The sequence below is a fragment of the Flavobacterium polysaccharolyticum genome (assembly GCF_038739875.1).
Taxonomy (GTDB): Bacteria; Bacteroidota; Bacteroidia; order Flavobacteriales; family Flavobacteriaceae; genus Flavobacterium; species Flavobacterium polysaccharolyticum.
Map to the genome: position 1 here is coordinate 34,493 of NZ_JBCGDP010000013.1, position 22,299 is coordinate 56,791.

General features: G+C 34.9%; 18 protein-coding genes. 14 read left to right on the forward strand and 4 right to left on the reverse strand.

Features of this window, described 5'->3' with window-relative positions; all coding sequences use genetic code 11:
• Nucleotide 1 precedes the first annotated feature (1 nt).
• The 3 genes from WFZ86_RS13310 to WFZ86_RS13320 are packed head-to-tail and all read left to right on the forward strand — an operon-like array spanning nucleotide 2 to nucleotide 3,353.
• Nucleotides 2-952 (forward strand): FemAB family protein, encoded by a 951-nt coding sequence (locus tag WFZ86_RS13310; RefSeq protein ID WP_342692377.1) that lies wholly within the window; start codon nucleotides 2-4, stop codon nucleotides 950-952.
• A complete protein-coding gene (locus WFZ86_RS13315) occupies nucleotides 949-2,058 on the forward strand; it encodes a DegT/DnrJ/EryC1/StrS family aminotransferase (protein ID WP_342692378.1) in 1,110 nt (369 codons plus the stop codon). Before WFZ86_RS13310 ends, WFZ86_RS13315 begins: the two co-directional genes overlap by 4 nt.
• 23 nt (nucleotides 2,059-2,081) lie before the next feature.
• Complete coding sequence (locus tag WFZ86_RS13320; RefSeq protein WP_342692379.1) at nucleotides 2,082-3,353, forward strand: O-antigen translocase; 1,272 nt, start codon at nucleotides 2,082-2,084, stop codon at nucleotides 3,351-3,353.
• Here the strand turns inward: WFZ86_RS13320 and WFZ86_RS13325 are convergent.
• Nucleotides 3,350-4,489 (reverse strand): glycosyltransferase family protein, encoded by a 1,140-nt coding sequence (locus tag WFZ86_RS13325; RefSeq protein ID WP_342692380.1) that lies wholly within the window; start codon nucleotides 4,487-4,489, stop codon nucleotides 3,350-3,352. The two genes, WFZ86_RS13320 and WFZ86_RS13325, sit on opposite strands and share 4 nt — an antisense overlap.
• 44 nt (nucleotides 4,490-4,533) lie before the next feature.
• Here WFZ86_RS13325 and WFZ86_RS13330 point away from each other — a divergent pair, with 44 nt between their 5' ends.
• Genes WFZ86_RS13330 through WFZ86_RS13340 form a run of 3 tightly spaced genes read left to right on the forward strand, consistent with a single transcriptional unit; the run spans nucleotide 4,534 to nucleotide 6,853 of the window.
• Entirely contained in the window at nucleotides 4,534-5,358 is an 825-nt protein-coding gene (locus WFZ86_RS13330) for a glycosyltransferase family 2 protein (RefSeq protein ID WP_342692381.1), read from the forward strand.
• The gene (locus WFZ86_RS13335; protein WP_342692382.1) at nucleotides 5,355-5,762 is read left to right on the forward strand and encodes a sugar 3,4-ketoisomerase; all 408 of its coding nucleotides are present in this window, start codon (nucleotides 5,355-5,357) and stop codon (nucleotides 5,760-5,762) included. The genes WFZ86_RS13330 and WFZ86_RS13335 overlap by 4 nt, the downstream gene beginning before the upstream one ends.
• Nucleotides 5,759-6,853, forward strand: coding sequence for a glycosyltransferase family 4 protein (locus tag WFZ86_RS13340; RefSeq protein ID WP_342692383.1), 1,095 nt, complete (start codon nucleotides 5,759-5,761; stop codon nucleotides 6,851-6,853). The genes WFZ86_RS13335 and WFZ86_RS13340 overlap by 4 nt, the downstream gene beginning before the upstream one ends.
• On the opposite strand, the gene WFZ86_RS13345 is transcribed toward WFZ86_RS13340, so the two are convergent.
• Complete coding sequence (locus WFZ86_RS13345; RefSeq protein WP_342692384.1) at nucleotides 6,833-7,726, reverse strand: glycosyltransferase family 2 protein; 894 nt, start codon at nucleotides 7,724-7,726, stop codon at nucleotides 6,833-6,835. The two genes, WFZ86_RS13340 and WFZ86_RS13345, sit on opposite strands and share 21 nt — an antisense overlap.
• On the reverse strand, nucleotides 7,726-8,409 hold the full coding sequence (locus WFZ86_RS13350; protein WP_342692385.1) for a cell division ATP-binding protein FtsE: 684 nt from the start codon (nucleotides 8,407-8,409) through the stop codon (nucleotides 7,726-7,728). The genes WFZ86_RS13345 and WFZ86_RS13350 overlap by 1 nt, the downstream gene beginning before the upstream one ends.
• Before the next feature lie 406 nt (nucleotides 8,410-8,815).
• On the opposite strand from WFZ86_RS13350, the gene WFZ86_RS13355 reads away from it, so the two are divergent.
• The 4 genes from WFZ86_RS13355 (at nucleotide 8,816) to WFZ86_RS13370 (ending at nucleotide 15,377) form a co-directional block, all read left to right on the forward strand.
• Nucleotides 8,816-11,830: a tetratricopeptide repeat protein gene (locus WFZ86_RS13355; RefSeq protein WP_342692386.1), complete on the forward strand. Its 3,015-nt coding sequence runs from the start codon at nucleotides 8,816-8,818 to the stop codon at nucleotides 11,828-11,830.
• A gap of 126 nt (nucleotides 11,831-11,956) precedes the next feature.
• Nucleotides 11,957-13,732 carry a TonB-dependent receptor gene (locus tag WFZ86_RS13360; protein ID WP_342692387.1) on the forward strand — a complete coding sequence of 592 codons (1,776 nt, stop codon included), beginning with the start codon at nucleotides 11,957-11,959 and terminating at the stop codon, nucleotides 13,730-13,732.
• Between the two features lie 4 nt (nucleotides 13,733-13,736).
• Nucleotides 13,737-14,795 carry a carboxypeptidase-like regulatory domain-containing protein gene (locus WFZ86_RS13365; RefSeq protein WP_342692388.1) on the forward strand — a complete coding sequence of 353 codons (1,059 nt, stop codon included), beginning with the start codon at nucleotides 13,737-13,739 and terminating at the stop codon, nucleotides 14,793-14,795.
• Between the two features lie 132 nt (nucleotides 14,796-14,927).
• Nucleotides 14,928-15,377 carry a hypothetical protein gene (locus WFZ86_RS13370; RefSeq protein ID WP_342692389.1) on the forward strand — a complete coding sequence of 150 codons (450 nt, stop codon included), beginning with the start codon at nucleotides 14,928-14,930 and terminating at the stop codon, nucleotides 15,375-15,377.
• A gap of 440 nt (nucleotides 15,378-15,817) precedes the next feature.
• Here the strand turns inward: WFZ86_RS13370 and WFZ86_RS13375 are convergent, their stop codons facing one another.
• On the reverse strand, nucleotides 15,818-17,332 hold the full coding sequence (locus WFZ86_RS13375; protein WP_342692390.1) for a S8 family peptidase: 1,515 nt from the start codon (nucleotides 17,330-17,332) through the stop codon (nucleotides 15,818-15,820).
• A 628-nt stretch (nucleotides 17,333-17,960) separates the two neighbouring features.
• Here WFZ86_RS13375 and WFZ86_RS13380 point away from each other — a divergent pair.
• The 4 genes from WFZ86_RS13380 to asnB all read left to right on the forward strand — a co-directional run bounded on the left by WFZ86_RS13380 (nucleotide 17,961) and on the right by asnB (nucleotide 22,112).
• Nucleotides 17,961-18,173, forward strand: a complete 213-nt coding sequence (locus WFZ86_RS13380; protein ID WP_342692391.1) for a hypothetical protein — start codon at nucleotides 17,961-17,963, stop codon at nucleotides 18,171-18,173.
• Nucleotides 18,158-18,478, forward strand: coding sequence for a type II toxin-antitoxin system RelE/ParE family toxin (locus tag WFZ86_RS13385; RefSeq protein ID WP_342692392.1), 321 nt, complete (start codon nucleotides 18,158-18,160; stop codon nucleotides 18,476-18,478). Before WFZ86_RS13380 ends, WFZ86_RS13385 begins: the two co-directional genes overlap by 16 nt.
• A gap of 135 nt (nucleotides 18,479-18,613) precedes the next feature.
• Entirely contained in the window at nucleotides 18,614-20,239 is a 1,626-nt protein-coding gene (locus WFZ86_RS13390; protein WP_342692393.1) for an amidohydrolase, read from the forward strand.
• A gap of 196 nt (nucleotides 20,240-20,435) precedes the next feature.
• Complete coding sequence (asnB, locus tag WFZ86_RS13395) at nucleotides 20,436-22,112, forward strand: asparagine synthase B (protein WP_342692394.1); 1,677 nt, start codon at nucleotides 20,436-20,438, stop codon at nucleotides 22,110-22,112.
• Nucleotides 22,113-22,299: the final 187 nt, after the last annotated feature.

The window sequence follows — 22,299 nt, forward strand, 5'->3', positions numbered from 1 at the left end:
ATTGAAAAACTATAGTGTAAGGCCTTATCAAGAAAGCGATTATGAGCTTTGGAACACCTTTGTGAGTGCCGCTACAAATGCTACATTTTTGTTTCATAGGGATTTTATGGAGTACCATAAAGAACGGTTTGAGGATTTTTCGCTGTTACTATTTGACAAAGTTAAACTAGTTGCAGTTTTACCTGCTAATAGAGTAGACAACACGGTGTATTCACATCAAGGATTAACTTATGGCGGATTGGTTTATTCTTCCAAATTAAAAATAGAAAAGATAGAAACGATTTTGGATTTGGTGTTTGATTTTTTCAAAAGCAAGCGGATGGGACATTTTTATTTGCACCCAATTCCTTCATTTTATTTAGGGCAAGGAAACGCAGCGATTGACTTTTTTTTGATGAAAAAAGGAGCGCAACTCTACCGAAAAGAAATGAATATGGTAGCGCAATTGCATCAAGAGATTCCAATTTCTAAAAGTAAATTGAAACATTTTAGACGAACAGAAGTATTGGGATTGCGAGTGGTAGAAGAAACCAATTTTCAACCTTTTTGGGAAAAAATTCTTGAGCCAAGATTAATAGAAAAATATGCTGCAAAACCAGTTCATAGCTTGGCAGAAATTCAATTGCTTCACGAAAGATTTCCTCAAAATATCAAACAATTTTCTGCGTATGTAGAGGATAAAATTGTAGCAGGAATCACCATTTTTGAATTTGAAAACGGAGTAAAATCACAATACGGTGCCACTTCCAAAAACGGTGAAAAATACCGTGCTTTGGATTTTTTATTCATTTCTTTACTAGATATTTTTCAAAAAAGAGGCAAACATTTTTTTGATATGGGAATTGTAAATGACTCTGGCGAAAAAGGATTTCATAGTGGCTTATTACAGCAAAAAGAAGAATTGGGTTGCACCGTATGGAATCAAGATTTTTATAAAATCACATTAAAATGATACGATTTCTAGATTTAAAAAAAATAAACAAACGCTATGAAACGGCATTTCAAGATCAATTGAAATCGGTTTTAGAAAGCGGCTGGTATATTTTAGGTAAAGAAGTCGAAACATTTGAAAAAAAATTTGCCAGCTATTGTAAAGCCGAACACTGTTTGGGCGTGGGCAATGGTTTGGATGCTTTGATTTTAATATTTAAAGGCTATATTGAATTAGGAAAATTGCAAAAAGGGGATGAAGTTATTGTACCAGCCAATACTTATATTGCAAGTATTTTAGCTATTCTGGCTGCTGATTTGGTTCCTATTTTGGTCGAACCTAAATTAGAAACTTACAACATTAATCCTAATTTGATTCCAGAAAAAATAACTTCAAAGACCAAAGCTATTTTAGCTGTTCATTTGTATGGTCAGTTAGCAGAAATGGGACAAATAAATGCCATTGCCACTGAACATAATTTGATTGTTGTAGAAGATGCAGCTCAGGCTCATGGAATAGAAAGAAATTCCAATTTTGAAATTCCAAATTCCAAAACCGAACTATGGGCTCGTGCTTACAGTTTTTATCCGAGTAAAAATTTAGGTGCTTTGGGTGATGGAGGAGCAGTTGTTACTAATGATGCTCAATTGGCCAAAGTGATACAATCCCTACGTAATTATGGTTCCGAATCAAAATATCAGAATGAGTTTATCGGTGTTAATTCGAGATTGGATGAAATTCAAGCTGCTTTTTTGAACCTGAAATTATCCAACTTAGATGTAAATAATGAAAAGCGAAGAACTATTGCAAAACGCTATTTGACCGAAATTAAAAACGATAAGATTATCTTACCATTTTGGGATTTTTCAAAAAATCATGTTTTCCATTTGTTTGTGATTCGAACTCCAAAAAGAGCCGAATTACAAGCTTATTTGCAACAACTCGGCATTGAAACAGCTATTCATTATCCCATTCCGCCGCACAAGCAAAAGGCTTTAGGAAATATGAATTCGCTCTCGTTTCCTATCACCGAGAAAATTCACGAGGAAGTTTTGAGTATTCCACTGAATCCAGCTCTTGAAGACGAAGAAGTTAGTACTATTATTAAAGCCTTAAACCAATATTAATTTCTTGTTTTAACTCATTAATTTTGAAATTTTTAAAAGAAAATAATCTATTCAAGGTGCTGAGTGTGAATTCACTTTCGGTAGGGACTACTTTTGTGTTGGGATTTATCTCGAACAAGGTGGTCGCAGTTTTCTTAGGGCCTTCTGGAATGGCTTTACTAGGTAATTTTAGAAATTTGGGTGCGATGTTAAAATCGGTTGCAACACTTGGGATTAGCACTTCACTGGTGAAATTGGTGGCTGAAAACAAAGAAAATAAGACAGCACTTTCGGAATTGTATGCTACTTTTCTTTCTGTTTTTTTATTTATTTCTTCTTTATTAGCCATTGGGGTTTTCTTTTTTGCAGACATTATTGCGCAGCTTTTGTTCGATTCAAGCCAATGGACTACTCCAATCCGAATAGTTGGTTTGTCTTTACCGTTGGTGTTGCTTACTACATTTTGGTTAGCCATTTATAATGGTTTGGAACAATTCAAAACTATTGTTTTAGTACAATTGGTTTCTTCTGTTTTGGTTTTTATAGTAACAATAAGTTTAATTTATTTTCATTCCATTGATGGTGCGATTTGGGCGATTGCCTTAAGTGAACTACTGATGGTGCTTACTACTTTTGTTTTTGTCGTAAAAGACAAACGCCTTTTTCAATTTAATTTTCGGTTTTTAATTAAAAAGGAATATGTGACGGCCATTCAAAAGTTTTCTGCAATGGCTTTACTTACGGCCATTATTGCTCCATTAACACTGCTTTTGATACGGAATGCGATTACTACAAACTATTCTCTAACCGAAGCTGGTTTTTGGGAAGCTACTACCAAATTATCTAGTTTTTATATGCTTTTTTTTACATCTGGATTGTCATTGTATTATATGCCAAAATTAGCGTCATTGTCAACCGAGGACGCTTTTAAGCAAGAAGTAAAGGTGTACTTTTCGTCTTTTGTCCCTTTGTTTTTAGTAATGCTATTGGTTTTGTTTTTTACTAAAGAATGGATTTTGAAGTGGGTATTCACACCGGAGTTTTTGAAATTAAAATCGGTTTTGATTTGGCAGTTTATCGGTGATTTTTTTAAAATACTAACCTTAGCCTTTGGATATCAAATTTTAATCAAAGCACGACTCAAGGTTTATTTTTTTCTTGAAATAACTTTTAATCTAAGCTATTTACTACTATCACTGTATTGGATAAAAACTCGGGGATATGAAGGAGCGATTCAAGCGTATTGTTGCGCTAGTGCCTTAGGTTTTATATTGATTTTGTTAGTGTTTAGAAAACTGTTTTTACCGAAGAGTTAAAGTTTCCAAGCCGCAAGATATTGTTCTGCGTTTTTTTTATAATGATGTTCTTTTTCTATGAATGCTCTTGCTCGTTCTCCCATTTCCTTTATTTTGCTTGGGTTTTCAATCAGATAGGATAATTGCTGAACAAGGTAATTTTTGTCTGGTAATGCGTGAATAGCTACATTTTCGGTTAAATGATAATAATTTGTAAACTCCTCGCTTGCACCTGTAAAAACTACTTTTCCTTTTGCCATAGCTTCCAAAGCGTTATATCCCTGGTCCATAGCATAAATCTGGTCGAGTACAATATGAGCTTGTTGGTACAATTTAATATACGCTTGGTACGCTTGGTTTTCACAAACAGAGATAGTAACTTTATTACCGTATTTTTTCTCAATTTCGGCCAATGCTTTTTCAAAATAAGGAATCCCTTTTTTAATGTAACTCCCTCGATTAATGCCTAGGAAAATCACAACGGGTTCAAGATTGCTTATGGCTTCAAAAGGAATCTTTTCACAATTGACTGGATTAGGAATCAAGGGCGCATTGAATCCCATTCGTTCCATCGGAATTTTATAATCCATATCAGAAGTCGTCATCGATTGACAATTTTGTGCTAACCATTCGAAGGTTTTTCTGTAAGATGGTTTCGTGTATTTTAAAGGGTAATAAAAATGATTTTTGAGTGTAGCATCTTCAAAAAAAGGAGTCAAAATAGAATACGATAATTCTTTTTTTAGCAAATAATCAATGACTGGCGTTTCGTCACCGCAAATGAGTAAACTTCGGCTTTTTACACTTTGAAATAACTTACGATATAGAAATCTCGAAACCCAAGGAAAAGTTGCTAATGCATCTGAGTTAATGAGTTGTACATGGTCAAATTTATCAAGTTTTGGAAGTAAAAGGTAAAAACGAATCGCGTGTTCTATCTGTTCAATTTCAATTCGAGTTAAACTGTAAATTAGGTTTCTTGTTTTCTTAAAAAACCAATTGCTATTGATGATTTGGGCTCGAAACGAATAATTAGAAGGGAAGTTTTTGAAAGCATCACCCGAGGCTACAAGTATGACTTCATGGTCCAATGCTACCAAGCCTTCTTTTAAAGAATTGTGCAACCTGCTGTATTCGCCAATCAAAAGTATTTTCATTTACAAACCCTATTTTTCTATATTTGTGTAAATGTAAGAACAAATTGAATATTCGTTATACAAAAGAGGCTATTGAAATTATAATTGCAACGATGAATAGGGATTCGTTGGATTTTTTGATTCCGATGTTTCCTTTTGCTCATTTTGCTGATTTTTCAATTTTAATCGTCAATCAAACCCATGAAAATGCTATTTTAACCTCTGATTTTCCTGCTGTCAAAGTCATTAATTCCTTTGAAATAGGGTTGTCTAAAAGTAGAAATCTGGGATTGAAAAATTCCCAAGGAGAAATTTTAATTTTGGCAGATGATGATGAAGTATTTGAACCTGATTTTATAGAAACAATCATCAATGCCTACAAGCTGTTTCCCGATGCCGCAGTGATTAGTTTTCAAATTGAAAACGAAAACAGGAAGTTGTTTAAAAAATATCCAAAAAAGAGTCAAATGTTTTTGAAACCATTGACTTTGTTTTCTGTGATGTCTATTGAAATAACGATAAATAAAGCCATTTTAGAGACGTCGCGAATCGAATTTGATGCTCATTTTGGATTAGGAGTAACCTTTGAAATGGGGGAAGAAGCAATTTTTTTGATGGATTTGTATCGTCAGCAACAGCAAATTTCATTTGTTCCCAAAGTAATTGCTGTCCATAAAACCCAAACCACAACTGATAAAGTAGATTTTTTACAACGATATTACATTCAAGGAGCTTTTTTGAAACGTGTAGGGATGAACAATTGGATTTTTCGCGTTTTACAAAAAGTGTTTTATGATGTTAAGCAGAAAAAAATAAGGCTAAAAGAAATACCCAAAGCCATTCAATTTGCATTTAATGGGCGTAAAAAATATTTAGAACTTACCCAATGAAAACTACTCTTAAAGACTTAAAAAAGATTGCAATCCCAGTGGTTGAAGACACTCGTGGGAATTTAGGATTCATTCAAAATGATATTCTAACCTTCGATTTTAAGCGAGTGTATTACTTGTTTGATGTGCCTAGTAGTGCTTTTAGGGGTGGACATTCGCATATTGAACAACAAGAAGTCTTGATTGCTTTAAGCGGTAGCTTTGAGGTAGTTTTGGATGACGGTTTTGAGAAAAAAACAATTTTGCTCAATAAACCTTCTATGGGATTACTGATTCCGACAGGGATTTGGAGAGAATTACAGAATTTTTCTTCGGGTGCGGTATGCTTGGTTTTGGCATCGGATGTTTTTGAAGAATCGGATTATATCCGAGACTATTCACAATTTTTGGACACTAAAAAATGAGATTATTGTATTTAGTTCCTTCTGTCAATCAAGCGGGTGGGGTAGCAAAAGTGCTAGCTACCAAAACCGACTATTTCATTGAAAATTTCGGGTACGAAGTGCATATTATGACCCAGAATAATGGGGAAGAACATCCTTTTTTTGAATTTAATGCGCAAATTGTTTGGCATGATATTGAACGAAAAGGTTATTTTTTGAGTGCGATTTATGCCTACAAAAAACAATTGCAAAAGATTATATCGCAAGTGCAACCCGATAGTATTATTGTGGCGGATAATGGATTGAAAGGTTACTTGGTTCCCTTGTTAATTGGTAAGCGCTTACCTCTGGTTTTTGAAAGCCATGGTTCAAAGTATGTAAATGAAAGACCTTTTACATTTCCTTTTTTGTCTCGATTATGGTTTCTAATAGGAATTTTTCTTAAAGAATGGGGAGCTAAAACTTTTGATGCTTTTGTGGTGTTGAATAGGGGAAGTGCCCAAGAATGGAATAGTAAAAATAGTATGATTATTGCTAATCCATTGTCTTTTAAATCAGAAGAACTAGCTGCGTTAGATGCTAAAAAAGTACTAGCTGTTAGCCGTAATTCCTATGAAAAAGGACTCGATAGATTATTGGAGATTTGGTCTTTATTAATTCAAAAGTATCCTGATTGGAAACTGGATATTTATGGAACGCTTTCTCCTGAAGAAAATCTGATTCCTTTTGTAAATGCTTTAGGAATTGCCTCTTCCGTTCGTTTTTATCCTCCTGTTTCGGAAGTTGCTCCACTATATGCAAACGCTTCGGTGTTGGTGATGACTTCTCGTTCTGAAGGATTGGGTTTGGTGCTGCTTGAGGCTATGGCTTTTGGTTTGCCTTGTGTGGCGTACGATTGCCCAGTAGGTCCAAGGTCAATTATAACTGATGGTGTAAATGGTTTTTTGGTTGAGGATGGCAATGCAACCGCTTTTGCGGAGAAATTAGCCTTGCTTTTCGAGAATAAAGATTTAAGAAAAAAGCTGGGAGCCAACGCTCGGCAAAGTGTTTCGAAGTATGATTTGGATGCGATTATGTTGAAGTGGAAGACCTTATTTGAGCGTTTGCAATAGGCAAAGATAACCCAACTTGTACCAGTCAAAAAGTAGCAACGAAGGATTGTCAGACAATAGATTTTTTGTAGTAACTGTTTTGGTTTGTTGAAAAAGCCAAGCCGTCAATTGTATCAAATGTAGTTTTTTGACCCATAAAAATGTTGCTATTATTTTACTTTCATTGGGCTTTATTGTTTTAGTCTGAATCAACAGGACTAAGTTTTGCAATGCAATTTCTGTTTTTGTCAAAAACTGAGCGGAGGTTTCTAAATTAAGATGAAAAGTTGGATTGTCCAGGTGAAAAACAGTAATGTTCTGCTGCCCCAAATTCGATAGAAAAGACAAGTCTTCATACCCATAATCACTCATCGATTCAGGAAATGGATGGCTCAGTGCGATTTCTTTTCGTATAACTAAATTAGAAGTAAGTGCGCGGCTGTTAGGTTTTTTATTCCTGAATTCACAAGACAAAGCTTCTCTTTTTTGACCATATACCCAGCGTAACAATTGTGAGTTATGAGGCTTTTTGGGATGATATATAATTCCTCCAAAGGCCAAAGGAGCCATTGGTTTTTCAATAAACGAAACATAGTTTTTGATAAAAAAAGAATCTCTGGGAAACGTATCACAATCTAAAAGCAGTAACCATTCAAATTGTGCTTTTTGAATCAGTGAATTTCGATTGTTTCCTCTGCCTAAATTGACTGCATTTTGTGAAAATGTACAATACGATAATTGTTCAACAGTACGATTTTCTTCTATAAATGAAGAGGAGAAATCGTCTTGGCAAAGGATTTCGAATTGAATTCCGGCGGAAATACATTGTTTGTGTACTTCCAAAACTAATGGAAATACAGCATAATTGTATACCGGAATAAGAATAGAAAGCATTATACTGTGCGCTGAACTACCTCAAAAATTTTGGTATCCTCACATTTTAAGGTCTTAGAAGGGTATTTCATTAACAACGCATAATCGTGAGTGGCCATAATGATGGTTTTGCCAAGAGCATTGATGGTTTTTAGCACCTCAAGTACTTCGGCACTGGTTTGTGGGTCTAAGTTTCCTGTAGGTTCATCGGCAAGAATAAATTCAGGGTCGTTAAGCAAAGCTCTTGCAATAGCAACTCTTTGTTGTTCTCCTCCAGAAAGTTGGTGCGGCATTTTGTTGCCAAAATCTTGCATGCCTACTTTGGTAAGCACTTCTTCGATTTTGTTATTCATATCGTTCAAATCTATCCAACCCGTTGCTTTGAGTACAAACAACATATTGTCATTTATCGAACGGTCAGGTAAGAGTTTGAAATCTTGAAAAACGATTCCGATTCTTCTTCTTAAAAAAGGAATTTCTACTTCAGTTAAAGTTTCTAAATTGTAATCTACAATATGTCCAGTACCTTCTGTTAAAGGCAAGTCACCGTATAAGGTTTTGAGTAAACTACTTTTTCCTGAACCTGTTTTTCCTATTAAGTAGATGAATTCACCGTGTTTTACTTCTAAATTAACATCGGATAAAATGGTTCTTCCTTCTTGATAAATGGTTACGTTGTTTAAAGCTAATACGGTTTGTGACATGATTGAAGTGATTTATTGCGTAAAAGTAAGAAGTTAGCCTTTGTATTCAAAATAAATTCGAAGCTAATGAGCTAAAATCATCAGTTTGATTGTTGCTTTGTTGTGTAATAGTAATAGCGAAAGGCTTTAGTTTGTTTTGTAAAGTAATTTGGGGAAGTTTAAGTCGAATTTTAATGCATCCAAGAATGCCTTAATGTTGGCTTTTAACCCTGATAGAAACGGCATCCTTTTGTGAAGCGATAGCGAAACAAAAGATATAGTGTAGAGCAGGACGATGTATACAAAAATGCCTTATTTTTCTGTTCCTAATTACGATTCTCGATTGGAGTGAGATAATAAAATGTTGTTTCTTCTCGTTTGTAATACGATAAATATGATATATTTGAATCATCAAAAAAATAGCACAATGCGTACCTTTTATTGGCTCCTAATTCTACCTTTTTTACTTTGTTTTTCTGGTGTTTTTGCACAAAAATCTACTGTTTATACTCACGATTTGCAGCGTTTTGATACGGCAATGGATTTGTATATGAATAAGCAATATGCTAGCGCCCAACTTGTTTTTGAAAAAGTGCAGCAGAATGTTTCTAATGAGGATATCAAAGGGGATTGTGCGTACTACATTGCTAATTGTGCTATCCGAACAAACGCCAATAATGCTGAGGATTTGGTGGCATTATTCGTAAAAAAATATCCTACTAGCTCTAAGCGAAATCAAGCTTATGTTGAAGCTGCACATTATTATTTTGAACAAAATAATTACCCAAAAGCCTTGTATTGGTTTGATAAAGTGGAAGCTGATGAATTGACAAAACAAGAATTGGAGCGTTTTAATTTTCAAAAAGGATATAGTTATTACACCACCAGAAAGAAAAAAGAAGCATCTAAATACTTGAATATGGTTTTGAACTCGGCAGAATACGGTGCTCAGGCTAAGTATTATCTAGGGTTTATGGCGTATGAAGGCGATGATTACAAAGCGGCAACTAAGTATTTTGACGAGGTTTCGGGCGAAGAAAAATACAAAGAGAAGTTGTCGTATTTTCAGGCGGATATGAATTTTAAGTTGGGTAACTTCCAAAAAGCGATTGATTTGGGTGTGAAAGCGATGGAACAATCGAATGAAATGGAACTGTCTGAATTGAATAAAATTATTGGTGAGAGTTATTTCAACTTAAAAAATTACCAGAAAGCGATTCCGTATTTGTCCGAATACAAAGGGAAAAAAGGCAAGTGGAACAATACCGATTTTTATCAATTGGGTTATGCGTATTACCAACAAAAGCAATATGAAAATGCCATTGCACAGTTCAATAAAATCATTGATGGAAAAGATTTTGTGGCTCAAAATGCGTATTATCATTTAGGAGAATCGTATTTGGATTTAGGCCAAAAAACGCAGGCATTGAATGCGTTTAAAAATGCCTCTGAAATGGATTTTAATACCGAGCTTCAGGAAGATGCTACGCTTAATTATGCCAAATTAAGTTATGAAATTGGAAATTCGTACGAAAGTGTTCCGGCTATTTTGATGGCTTTTTTAGAAAAATACCCTCGTAATCCTAATGTGGCTGAGGTGGAGCGTTTGTTGATAGATTCTTATATCTCATCTAAAAATTATAAAGAAGCATTGGTTTTGCTAGAAAGAAATAAAACTGCAGAAAATAAAGTGGTGTATCAAAAAGTCTTGTTTTACAGCGGAATTGAAGCGGTTACGGCTGGAGATTATGCCACGTCAACCAAGCTTTTTAATCGAGCCATAAACGAATCGAAGGACACTGCAATAACCGCTCGTGCCACGTTTTGGAAAGCCGAATCGGATTTTGTTTTAGAAGATTATTCGTCAGCTTTGGCGGGTTTTAAACAATTTGCCAGTTTGTCTAGTGCAGCAACAACGGTGGAGTTTAAAAACAGTAATTATAATTTAGGCTACACGAGTTTTAAACTGAAAGAATATGAGCAAGCAGCGACTTATTTTCAAAAGCAAATAGACGAGAACAAAGAAGATAAAGTGCGTTTGGCAGACGCTTACTTGCGTTTGGCGGATTGCAGATTTGTAGGGTCAAAATATTGGCCAGCAATTGATAACTACATAAAAGCCATAGAGCTAAAAAGTGTAGATGCTGATTATGCTTATCTTCAAAAAGCATTAGCATATGGTTTTTTAGCAAAAAATGACAAGAAAATAGTGGAGTTGAAAGTTTTCTTGGAGCGTTACAAACAATCTGTTTATAGAGATGATGTGCTCTTTGAATTAGGAAATACATACGTAGCAGACAAAAAAGACGAATTGGCTATAACTACTTACAACCAGTTAATAACCGAATTTCCAGAAGGAACCTTTACCTCAAAAGCGATGTTGCGACAAGGTTTAGTGTATTATAATGATGATAAAGATGATTTGGCGTTAACCAAATTCAAAAAAATTGCCACAGATTTTCCTAAAACCCCAGAAGCTTTAGAAGCGGTGGCTTCGGCGCGTTTGATTTATGTGGATAGTGGCAAAGTGAATGACTATGCGGCTTGGGTGCGAACGTTGTCTTTTGTTTCGGTTACTGATGTAGAATTGGATAATGACAGTTATGAAGCCGCCGAAAAACAGTTGCAACAAGGCAATACGAAGCAAGCTATAGCTGGGCTTAATACATATGTGACCTCTTTTCCTAATGGCGTTCACGCGTTGAAAGCCAATTATCAGTTGGCGCAAGCGTATTATGATGAAGGAACAGCAGGTAAATCGATTCCTCATTTTGATTTTGTAGTACAACAAGCACGTTCTGAATATACGGAGCAATCGTTGGTTCGCTTGGCTCAAATTCATTTAAAAGATAAAAGAACAGATTATGCCATTCCAGTATTGTTGCATTTAGAAATAGAATCTGATATCGCACAAAATAAGTTTTTTGCACTCTCTAATTTGATGAAGTTGTATTATGAAACAAAAGAATACCCAAAAGCAGTTATTTATGCTGAAAAAGTTTTAGCCGAGGCCAAGATTGAAGAAATGGTAAAAAGCGATGCTCAAATAATTATTGCAAGAAGTGCTATTCAAGCTGGAAATGAAACAAAAGCAAAAGAAGCTTATGCGAGATTATTGCCCATTGCTAAAGGGGAATTAGCCGCTGAAGCGATTTATTATGATGCCTATTTTAAAAATAAAGAAGGGAAATTTGAAGCTTCAAACGAAGTGGTTCAAAAACTAGCCAAAAATTATTCCAGCTATCGTTATTTGGGTGCCAAAGGTTTGGTGGTGATGGCCAGTAATTTTTATGGATTAAAAGATAGTTTTCAAGCGACTTACATTTTGGAAAGTGTCATTAAAAATTTCACAGAGTATAAAGATGTGGTTACTGCGGCGCAAACTGAATTGGATACCATTAAAAAGGAGGAAGCTAAAACGAACTCTTCTATTTCAAAATAAAGGCAATCAAAAAGCATTTGCTTTCTATCACTTTTATTAGTCGAAAAATTATATCAAAAGCAACTATGGAGTTGTAAAGATTCCTAGAAAATCATACTAAACACTAGTATAAAAGAGTAAAATAATATGAATATACAAGATAAAGTAAAGTCTTTTTCCTCCAATAGCATCACTAGTATCATTACAATGCTTTTTGTTTTCTCTTTGGGTATTGCTCAAGAAAAGAAAGGTACCATTGGGTCAGAAGAGGTAAATGTTGTGAAATCTTTTTCGCCTACCGTATCGGATGCCTTCAAAATCAAAGAAACGCCACTTTTGGACGATAAAGGAAATGCCCAAAAAGAAACAGTAAAATATACGGTTTTGTCTTTTCCTGTAGCGTCTACTTTTACTCCTGCAAAAGGAGTTGCTGCAAGTGTAGAAAAAGCCAAAGCACAACGCTTGTTCGAAAATTATGCTTCATTGGGTATTGGAAATTACGGAACGCTTCAAGGTTCGTTGTTTGTGTATAAAAAATTACAAGCTAGAGATTTTATAGGGGCGAGCTTTCAGCATCATTCTTCTCAAGGTGGTATAAATGATGTGCTACTCGATGACCATTTTTATGATACCAAATTAGATTTGTTTTATGGAGTAAAAGAAAGTGATTATTCTTGGGATGTTGCTGGTGGATTTCAAAGTCAAACTTATAATTGGTATGGATTGCAAGCTGATTTCGGAAGTTCTTTAACTCCAAGTGAGCGTAACGATTTAATCAATGGTATTGATTCAGAACAAAAATACAATACCATCACGCTATCAGGAAATCTGACTATGGATGAAAGTATGTTAGATGAATCCAAAATAAAATTTCATCATTTTACAGATGCTTTTGGATCTTCTGAAAATCGTTTTTTTGCGCAATCTATTTTTGGAATGGATCTTTGGAATGAAGCAGTCACAACCTCTGTTGTTTTGGATTATTTGGGCGGATCCTTTGAGAATAATTATAGTAAAACCAATACAGCGGCTATTGAGTATCGCTTCTTAAATTTTGGATTAGCCCCTCGATTTGCTATTGCAGAGAACGATTGGAGCTTACAAATAGGAGCGAGTTTGTTTTATAGTTTGGATACCCAAGCTAGTAAAAGCAAATTGTATTTCTATCCTAATTTCAAAGCATCCTACAAAGTCGTGGGTGATTTGATGATCTTTTATTTAGGTGCCGATGGAAGTTTAAAACAGAATACTTATATGGATTTTGTGAATGAAAATCCATTTCTTTCTCCTACTTTATTTATTCAGCCCACAGATTCCAAGTACAATCTTTTTGCTGGATTAAAAGGTAAATTGGCAAATTCAGTTAGCTATAATGTTAGTGCATCCTATCTGAATGAAGGGAATAAGGCCTTGTTCAAGGCGAATAACTATACGGAACTTAGTTCAAATGAGTCTTACGCTTTTGGAAATTCATTAGGTATAGTCTATGATGATGTAAAAACGATGAGTCTTTTTGCAGAATTAAAAGCCGATTTTTCAAGAAACGTGGCCTTCGGAATAAATGCTACTTTAAATACCTATACGACAGATATTCAAGCCGAAGCGTGGAATTTACCCACTATGAAAATCAATTCCACATTAGACGTTGTCATTACAGACAAATGGTTTGCGGGTGCTAAAGTGTTTTTTGTTGGCGATAGAAAAGAGAATCAATTCAATACGGATTTGGTTACCAATTCGGCTAGTATTACTTTGCCGTCCTATTTTGATGTAAACTTGAATGTAGGTTATAAATACAGCGAGCGCATTACCGCTTTTTTAAGAGCCAACAATATTGCCAACCAAGCCTATCAAAAATGGCTCAATCTTCCCGTTCAAGGATTTCAAATCGTAGCGGGAGCAAGTTATAAATTTGATTTTTAAAGCTATGAAAATACGGTTGCTTTTGTTTTTTTTACTTTTTTCAAGCGTTGCTTTTGCACAAGCAATTCAAGGAACCGTGTTTGATGAACAAAAAAAGCCTTTACCAGGAGCTACCGTGTATTTGGATGGGACAACAATCAGTACTTTGACTGATTCAGAAGGGAAGTATTATCTTGTGGTAAAAGAAAAGATTAATTCTTCATTGGTGATTAATTACCTAGGTTATAATTCGGTTTTTATAGCTAATCCTTTTGAAAACAACAATCAGAACGTTTATCTTTCTTTAAAACCAGAAGCTTTAAAAGAAGTAGTAATCGTAAAAAATGGGTTCAGTCGAAAAAGTATGCTAAACATTTTTAGAGAGTATTTTTTAGGAAGAACGGTAGCAGGAAAATCGTGTAAGATAGAAAATGAAGATGAAATTAATTTTGTGTACGATTATGATAACAACCTATTGACGGCAAGCTCTTCAGTCCCTTTACTGGTAAATAATGAGCATTTGGGATATAAAATAAAGTTTGATTTATATGAGTTTAGCCTGAAATTTTATAAAAAGTCAATAAAAAGTCAAGATGTAACCCAAAGTTTGTTTCTAGGAACGGCTTTGTTTTCTGAGGTAATTAATGATGAAAAAGTAAAGTTAAGAAGAGAGAAAGTTTACCAAGGTTCATCTATGCATTTTTTTAAGAACCTTACAAGTAATGTATGGGGAAAAGATGACTTTTTATTGTTTCGAAAGAGTTTTCAAGCCGACCCTTCACAATTTTTTAAAGTCGAGGACAATGGAGATTTGAAAAAAGTAACAATTCTAGTCAATGACTTGAAAGACGTATTGCTTGCGGGTAAGAAACCTAAATTTTATTCAGTATATAACGTCTTGTACAAAAAGAAAGAGCAATCTCAGATTGTTTTCAAGACGGATACACTTTACATCGATAATTTTGGAAATAATCTTAATGTCAAAGACGTGGAGTATTCAGGAGTTTTATCTACCAAAAAAATGGGCGATTTACTCCCTATGAACTATAAATCACAAGCTGTTCCTAAAACGAATTTGAAATAAATATAGAGTTATTTTATAAGTTAGATTTTTCCTTTTTTTGAATTACTATGCGAGACATTTTTCAAAAGAAATTAATAATGAAACCTTGTGTACTTTGCGCTTCTTAGTGCACTTTGTGGTTAACCTTTTCCTATGACATTCAAACAAAAAACACACACCTACTACCTGCAATTAGTGCAAGACCGTATCGATGCATTTCGCGATATGATTGCCGCATTGACTGAAGATTCAAAAAATGATGCCAAAGGATCCGCAGGCGACAAGCACGAAACCGCACTTTCAATGATGCATATTGAGCAAGAAAAATTCAATCACAAACTAAAAGAAGTCTTGGCTCAAAAAGCCGTTTTAGACAAAATCGACCCCACCATCGTAGCCGAAACCATAGTCGTGGGTAGTTTGGTCGTGGCCAACGGCATTTACCTCTACCTCAGTTTGGCCTTGCCCAAAATCACAATCGAGGGCATCAACATCATCGCGCTTTCGCCACAATCTCCTTTGGGCAGGAAATTAATGGGCAACAAAGTAGATTTCGAATTCGAAATCAACACCACCAAATACACCATTCAAGAAATTTTGTAATTTAAAAGTTAGAGTAGGAGCGGGAAGCAAATGTTTTTTTTGGTAACATCGTCCCGTGATCCGCTATATCTTTGCTTTTTTAAAGAAAAAAAGCAAAGGATGCCGCTCCTCCCGGGGCTAGCAGGGATTATTTTGATTTTTTGGAAAGAAGGGTAAAAGTAGTTGAAACAAAATTTATATTTTTTGATTTTTAAAACATGAAAAGATGAATACTATAGAGATAATGTCTTTAAGTATGATATATAATTCACATTTTTGGTACAATAAAGAATCTAAATAAAACGAATAAATCACCGTTCGAAACCAACCTTTTTTTGTGTTTTATTTTAATATTTGTGAGTATAAATGCAACACTTCGAACTATTTAAAAGTTATATTTATAGAAATGAAACATAACCACTTAATTATAAAAAAATAAGTGGTTATGTTATTTTTAAGATTTATTGAACAGCTAAGAAAGCATCGATGTTTCCGTGACCAAAATCAGGATTTTTAGTAGGGTAATATCTAGAAGATTGTTTCATTTTTGTTAGCACTTGATCTCTTGTCCAAGTTGGATTTTTAGCCCATACTAATGCAGCAATTCCTGCAGTAGTTGCTGTGGCCACAGAAGAACCTCCTACATAATCAGATTGATTATCGTAATAGCTTGTAACAGGAACCGTATTTCCTCCTGCTGCTCTTTGCATGGCTATGGTAAAATCAATTTTGTCCCCTGTGTGGCAAACATCACATTTCTGATAATTAGTACCTTCTTTTACTCCAGTTACGGCAACTGCCTCTGGCATCCAGGCAGGAAAAATTACTCCAACAAAAGTGGTAAATGTAGTAGAAGTTCCTCCTGCACAAAATATTAATTTACCTTTGCTATGAGCGTATTTTACACCATCAGAAATTTTCCCTACAGAAAATATATATCCCATAGACATGGATATGATTTTCACATTTGAATTATTTCCTAAACCAGTAAACGCATTTTTAACCCCATTCTGTTCGTGGTAGCCTTCTAGTAATACATTTTCTGCGGCTCTATACGTTACTAAGTTGGCATTATAGGCTACTCCAACAGGTAATCCTTTGTCATTTCTAGGTGCAGCAGCTACTGATGACATACTGGTACCGTGTCCACATAGATCACTAGATCCGTCTGTTGTTGTGCTCCATGGCCAAATAGAATTTACAAATGTCCCAAATTTTTGAATAGAACGATCTGTTGAAAGACCATTATTAAAGTTTGATCCCAGTAAAGTTTGGTTAGGAGAAGTACCTGTATCAATAACACCTATTGTAATTCCTCTTCCTGTACTTAAATTCCAAGCCGATGGAATATTATGTTGATAAAATGTCCAAGGAACTCTTGCATTAGGAGTTACTGTGGTGTAATCTTGAGTATTTAAAGTAGAAGATTCAAACCCACAACCAGAGCTAGTACTAGAGCTCGATTTCTCGTATTGATTGTTTGCTCTGTCGCCTAAATACCTATAATCAGCGGGTTCTATATATCTAATATATTTACTTTGTCTCAAGGCAATTACTGTCTCTTGTTTGGTAATAACAACATCCATGAGATTTAAAAATTCATCCGAAGAAACTAAAATATCTTTTAATTCTTTGCCTTCGTATTTAGAAATAATACTCAGTAAATCCTCTTGCATTTTTTGGTTATTTGACGACTTACTTCTGTCAAAATCTGAAGCGGAATTCCCAAATCCTATTGTGATTAAATTTTGACCTTGCAAAGCCGCGCTCCAAATCATTTGACTCGACATTTCACTCCAATGGAATTGTTTATTTGAAGTTAAAACTTGATTAATAGTTGCATTAATTTGGGCTGTGGTCAATGGTTCCTTTTGCAAAACATTGACAACTACTGTTTGATTTTCACTTTCATCTCTACTACAAGATGTGAATATAATAGCGGTTACTATTAATATTCTAAAAATTTTAAATGTCATATTGGTTGTTTTTTTTTGGTTATAATATTACGAATATAATATTTTTTAGTGATTAAATTTATTAAATATGTATAAATAGGTTAAATTATATGAATTTTGTTCTGTTTGTGTCGCGTTTGTATAGGAACGTCAATTTACACTTAAACAAAATAGTAATAGTGTTTTCAGTGGGAATATCTAAACACAGTAGCATTGCATGAAAGATATTGCTGGGCTAATTTTTAAAGTACAGTAGAAATAAATCGAATTATAAAAAATAAACTGATTTTAAAAATGATTTTTTTTGTGGTTTAATTAACTATAATTTAAATTAAAAAATAAAAAACGGAGCTTTGTATACAGACTGAGAGTAGTTGTAATCAATTTATAGGGAAAAAAATAAAAAGAACAATAAGCTATTTGCATTTACTATCCGTCAGAGTTTTGTTTTGTCTATAGCATAGTAGCGGCAATAATCAGGCTCTCTTGGCTTCATCGTCCCGCGATCCGCTATATCTTTGCTGCCGAACCTCGGCAACAAAGGATGCCGCTCCTCCCGGGGCTAGCAGGGATTATTTTGATTTTTTGGAAAGAAGGGTAAAAGTAGTTGAAACAAAATTTGTATTTTTGATTTTTAAAACATAAAAAGATGAATGCTATTGAGTTAAAGAGAGAATTGCATAGTTTTATAGATCAGGAAGATGATAAAACTGTGGAAATGTTATACCAAATGGTACAGTCTTACAGGATTCAAAAGAGAAAGGACAAAATGATTGCCGAAGGAGAAGAAGATATTAAAAACGGTCGTTTGTATAGTCTTAAAGAAGCTAAAGAAATTATGGACAAATGGGAAACCAAATAATTGTTCAATTAACGTCAAGAGCCCTAAAAGACTTGCAAAAAGTAAGAGGTTTTAATGATTTGCTTTATGGTGTTTTCAAGTCAAAAGAAATTATCAATACAATTTTTGAAACCATCGAAATTTTAGAAAACCCTGATGTAGATTTTACGGAAATTGGTGTGATAGATGAAGATTTTGTTCATTTAAAATATGATTATCGTAAATTAATAACAAGTCATTATAAGATAACCTATAGGAAAAATAAAAGTAAAATATATGTAGTTCGGATATTTGATACTAGACAAAATCCAAATAAAAACAAATAGAAACCGTTTGAAAGCAACGGTTTTTTTGTGTCTACATTTAAGTGGCGTTAATCGAGTAAGGTGATGTGATTCTTGAACAATCAGATGAAGGAGACTTTTCCTTATCTTAGCGAGACCAAACCCAATTTCAAAAATATGAAATCATTTTCTCTGTTTTTTGCATTCCTATTCCTGTTTTCTTGTATGTCTAGCACACAAACAGAAGTGGATACGCTCGTAACCAACGCGACCATTTATACCGTAAATGCTGCCTTCGAAAAAGCTACAGCTATGGCGATTAAGGATGGAAAAATTCTGGCTATCGGAAATACGGATTCGCTTTTGAAAAAATATACTTCCAAGGCCATTTTAGATTACAAAGGAAAATTTATCTATCCTGGTTTAATAGATGCGCATTGTCATTTTTATGGCTATGGACTAACGTTACAGGAAGTAGATTTGCGCGGCACCAAAAGCTTCGAAGAAATAATTACGCGCCTAAAAGCGTTTCAAAAAGCAAAAAATCCAGCATTTATTGTCGGTAATGGCTGGGATCAAAACGATTGGGCCGTTAAGAAATTTCCATCCAAAACAGCACTCGATGCCGCTTTTCCAAATATTCCTGTGGTACTCAACCGCATTGACGGACACGCCATAGTAGTCAATTCCAAAGTGCTGCAATTGGCTGGAATTACCGCTAAGACAAAAGCGGATGGCGGACAAATTGAACTTCAAAATGGTGAACCAACCGGAATTCTGATTGACAACCCTATGGAATTGGTGTTTAAAATCATTCCAAAACCCAGCCGAAAAACACAAATTGCCGCGCTTTTGGATGCCGAAAAAGTAATGTTTGATTATGGCTTGACAACTGTGAACGATGCTGGATTAGATCCAGATATTATTGTTTTGATTGATAGTTTGCAACAAGTGGGTAAAATGAAAATAAACGTCTATGCGATGATTACGGCCAATCAAAAAAATATGGATTTGTATTTCAAAAAAGGAATCTATAAAACCAACCAATTGAATGTCCGCTCTTTTAAAATGTATGGCGATGGGGCTTTGGGGTCGAGAGGCGCTTGTATGCACAAACCGTATTCAGATAGTCCTAAACAATTTGGAGCTTTGTTGTCTCCAGTGCCTCAACTTAAAGCTGTAGCGCAACAAATTGCCAATTCGCCTTTTCAGCTCAATACGCACGCGATTGGAGATTCGGCCAACACCGTTTTGCTTAAAATCTACAAAGAAGTATTGACAGGCAAAAAAGACCGCCGCTGGAAAATTGAACACGCACAAGTAATTCAGGAATCCGATTTTGATTATTTTAAACTCGGAATCATTCCTTCCGTTCAGCCTACACACGCCACTTCCGATATGTATTGGGCGGGCGATCGCTTAGGGAAAGACCGTTTGAAAAATGCATACGCGTATAAAAAACTACTCCAAAAAGCAGGTACAATAGCCCTAGGAACTGATTTTCCTGTGGAGGAAGTCAATCCTATGCTTACGTTTCACGCTGCAGTGGCACGTCAAGATGTAAAAGGATTTCCAAAAAATGGTTTTCAAATAGAAAATGCTTTGTCTCGCGAAGAAACCTTAAAAGGAATGACGCTTTGGGCAGCCTACTCTAATTTTGAAGAAAACGAAAAAGGAAGTTTGGAAGTCGGTAAATGGGCGGATTTTGTGGTTTTTGATGCCGATTTGATGCAAGTTGAAGCTAGTCAGATTGTTAAGATAAAGCCTTCAAATACTTTTGTTAAAGGAGCGAAACAAAAATAATCGTAATTAGATAGCGCTTACGATTTACAGATTTTAAGTGTTTCTTCTGATTGAATCGATTTTATATTTCATATTTTATTTAAAAATCGATTTTTAGTTATAATTTATAACTAAAAATCGATTTTGTGTTTTCTATTTATATCTGTTATAGCATCTTTGCTTCATCAAATTAAATAATCAGAATAAAAATATAGTTATGTGCGGAATTGTATGTGCCTTTGACCTAAAACAGAAATCAGAAAGCCTAAGACCTCAAGTCTTAGAAATGTCTAAAATTATCCGCCATCGTGGACCAGATTGGAGTGGAATCTTTAGTAATGAAAAAGCGATTTTGTCTCACGAACGTTTGGCTATTGTAGATCCAGCTTCAGGGAAACAACCATTGTTAAGCGAAGATGGCAATTTAATTTTGGCTGCCAATGGCGAAATTTATAACCACCGCGATTTACGCAAACAATTTGAAGGTAAATATCAGTTTAAAACCGAAAGTGACTGCGAAGTAATTTTGGCTTTATACAAAGAAAAAGGAGTTGATTTTATTGACGAAATGAATGGAATCTTCGGATTTGCTATTTATGATGTTGAAAAAGACGAGTACTTCGTAGCTCGTGATCACATGGGAATTATTCCTTTATATATAGGATGGGATCAACACGGTACTTTTTATGTAGCTTCTGAATTGAAAGCATTAGAAGGCTATTGTACCAAAATTGAGTTGTTTCCTCCAGGACATTATTTATCAAGTAAAGATGGTGAGTTTGTACAATGGTACAAAAGGGATTGGACGGACTATGAAGCGGTAAAAGACAATGAAACCAGTATTCCTGCAATTAAAGAAGCTTTAGAAGCTGCGGTCCACAGACAATTAATGAGTGATGTGCCTTATGGAGTATTGCTTTCAGGAGGTTTAGATTCGTCAATTACTTCGGCTGTAGCCAAAAAATACGCTCAAAAACGTATTGAGTCAGACGATCAAGTAGATGCTTGGTACCCACAATTGCACTCGTTTTCTGTAGGATTAGAAGGTTCGCCAGATTTAGCTGCAGCTCAAAAAGTAGCAGAACATATCGGAACGATTCACCACGAAATTAAATTTACCATTCAAGAAGGATTAGATGCCGTTCGTGATGTGATTTACAACTTAGAAACGTATGATGTTACTACTGTAAGAGCGTCAACTCCTATGTGGTTAATGGCGAGAGTCATTAAATCAATGGGAATCAAAATGGTATTGTCTGGTGAAGGTGCTGATGAGTTATTTGGAGGCTATTTGTATTTTCATAAAGCGCCGAATGCTCGAGAATTTCACGAAGAGAATGTTCGTAAATTAGGTAAACTGCATATGTATGATTGTTTGAGAGCGAACAAAAGTTTGGCTGCTTGGGGAATTGAAGGGCGTGTACCATTTTTAGACAAAGAATTTATGGATGTAGCTATGCGTATCAATCCTCAAGATAAAATGATCAACAAAGAACACCCAATGGAGAAATGGGTAGTTCGTAAAGCTTTTGAGGATATGTTGCCTGAAAGTGTTGCTTGGAGACAAAAAGAACAATTTAGTGACGGAGTGGGTTATAGCTGGATTGATACTTTGAAAGCAGTTGTTGCTGAAGAAGTAACCGATGAACAATTGGCTAACGCTAAGTACAAATTCCCATTGCAAACACCAACATCAAAAGAGGAGTATTATTACCGTTCTATTTTTGCAGAACATTTTCCAAGTGATGCAGCGGCTTTGTGCGTGCCACAAGAAGCAAGTGTGGCTTGTAGTACAAAAATAGCTTTAGAATGGGATGAAGCTTTTAAAAATATGAATGATCCATCAGGTAGAGCGGTGGCCAATGTGCACGATGATGCCTATGTAAAAGCATAATTGTTTATTTGAATTAGATTATTAGTTTTAATGTTGAAAACGCGCTCTTTTTAGGGCGTGTTTTTTTTTGTTGGGATATAAACTATGAATGTTGATAACTTAAGCGCTTAAAACGGCATTTTTGCCCTAAATTCCTTTCTGCTTTTGTATATTTGCGTGTTATACAAAAAATACATTTTTAGAATAA

Coding starts and splice junctions, on each gene's coding strand:
- WFZ86_RS13315 (WP_342692378.1), top strand. CDS start 949: ATGATACGATTTCTAGATTTAAAAAAAATAAACAAACGCTATGAAACG.
- WFZ86_RS13325 (WP_342692380.1), bottom strand. CDS start 4,489: ATGAAAATACTTTTGATTGGCGAATACAGCAGGTTGCACAATTCTTTA.
- WFZ86_RS13335 (WP_342692382.1), top strand. CDS start 5,355: ATGAAAACTACTCTTAAAGACTTAAAAAAGATTGCAATCCCAGTGGTT.
- WFZ86_RS13340 (WP_342692383.1), top strand. CDS start 5,759: ATGAGATTATTGTATTTAGTTCCTTCTGTCAATCAAGCGGGTGGGGTA.
- WFZ86_RS13345 (WP_342692384.1), bottom strand. CDS start 7,726: ATGCTTTCTATTCTTATTCCGGTATACAATTATGCTGTATTTCCATTA.
- WFZ86_RS13350 (WP_342692385.1), bottom strand. CDS start 8,409: ATGTCACAAACCGTATTAGCTTTAAACAACGTAACCATTTATCAAGAA.
- WFZ86_RS13355 (WP_342692386.1), top strand. CDS start 8,816: ATGCGTACCTTTTATTGGCTCCTAATTCTACCTTTTTTACTTTGTTTT.
- WFZ86_RS13360 (WP_342692387.1), top strand. CDS start 11,957: ATGAATATACAAGATAAAGTAAAGTCTTTTTCCTCCAATAGCATCACT.
- WFZ86_RS13365 (WP_342692388.1), top strand. CDS start 13,737: ATGAAAATACGGTTGCTTTTGTTTTTTTTACTTTTTTCAAGCGTTGCT.
- WFZ86_RS13370 (WP_342692389.1), top strand. CDS start 14,928: ATGACATTCAAACAAAAAACACACACCTACTACCTGCAATTAGTGCAA.
- WFZ86_RS13375 (WP_342692390.1), bottom strand. CDS start 17,332: ATGACATTTAAAATTTTTAGAATATTAATAGTAACCGCTATTATATTC.
- WFZ86_RS13380 (WP_342692391.1), top strand. CDS start 17,961: ATGAATGCTATTGAGTTAAAGAGAGAATTGCATAGTTTTATAGATCAG.
- WFZ86_RS13385 (WP_342692392.1), top strand. CDS start 18,158: ATGGGAAACCAAATAATTGTTCAATTAACGTCAAGAGCCCTAAAAGAC.
- WFZ86_RS13390 (WP_342692393.1), top strand. CDS start 18,614: ATGAAATCATTTTCTCTGTTTTTTGCATTCCTATTCCTGTTTTCTTGT.
- asnB (WP_342692394.1), top strand. CDS start 20,436: ATGTGCGGAATTGTATGTGCCTTTGACCTAAAACAGAAATCAGAAAGC.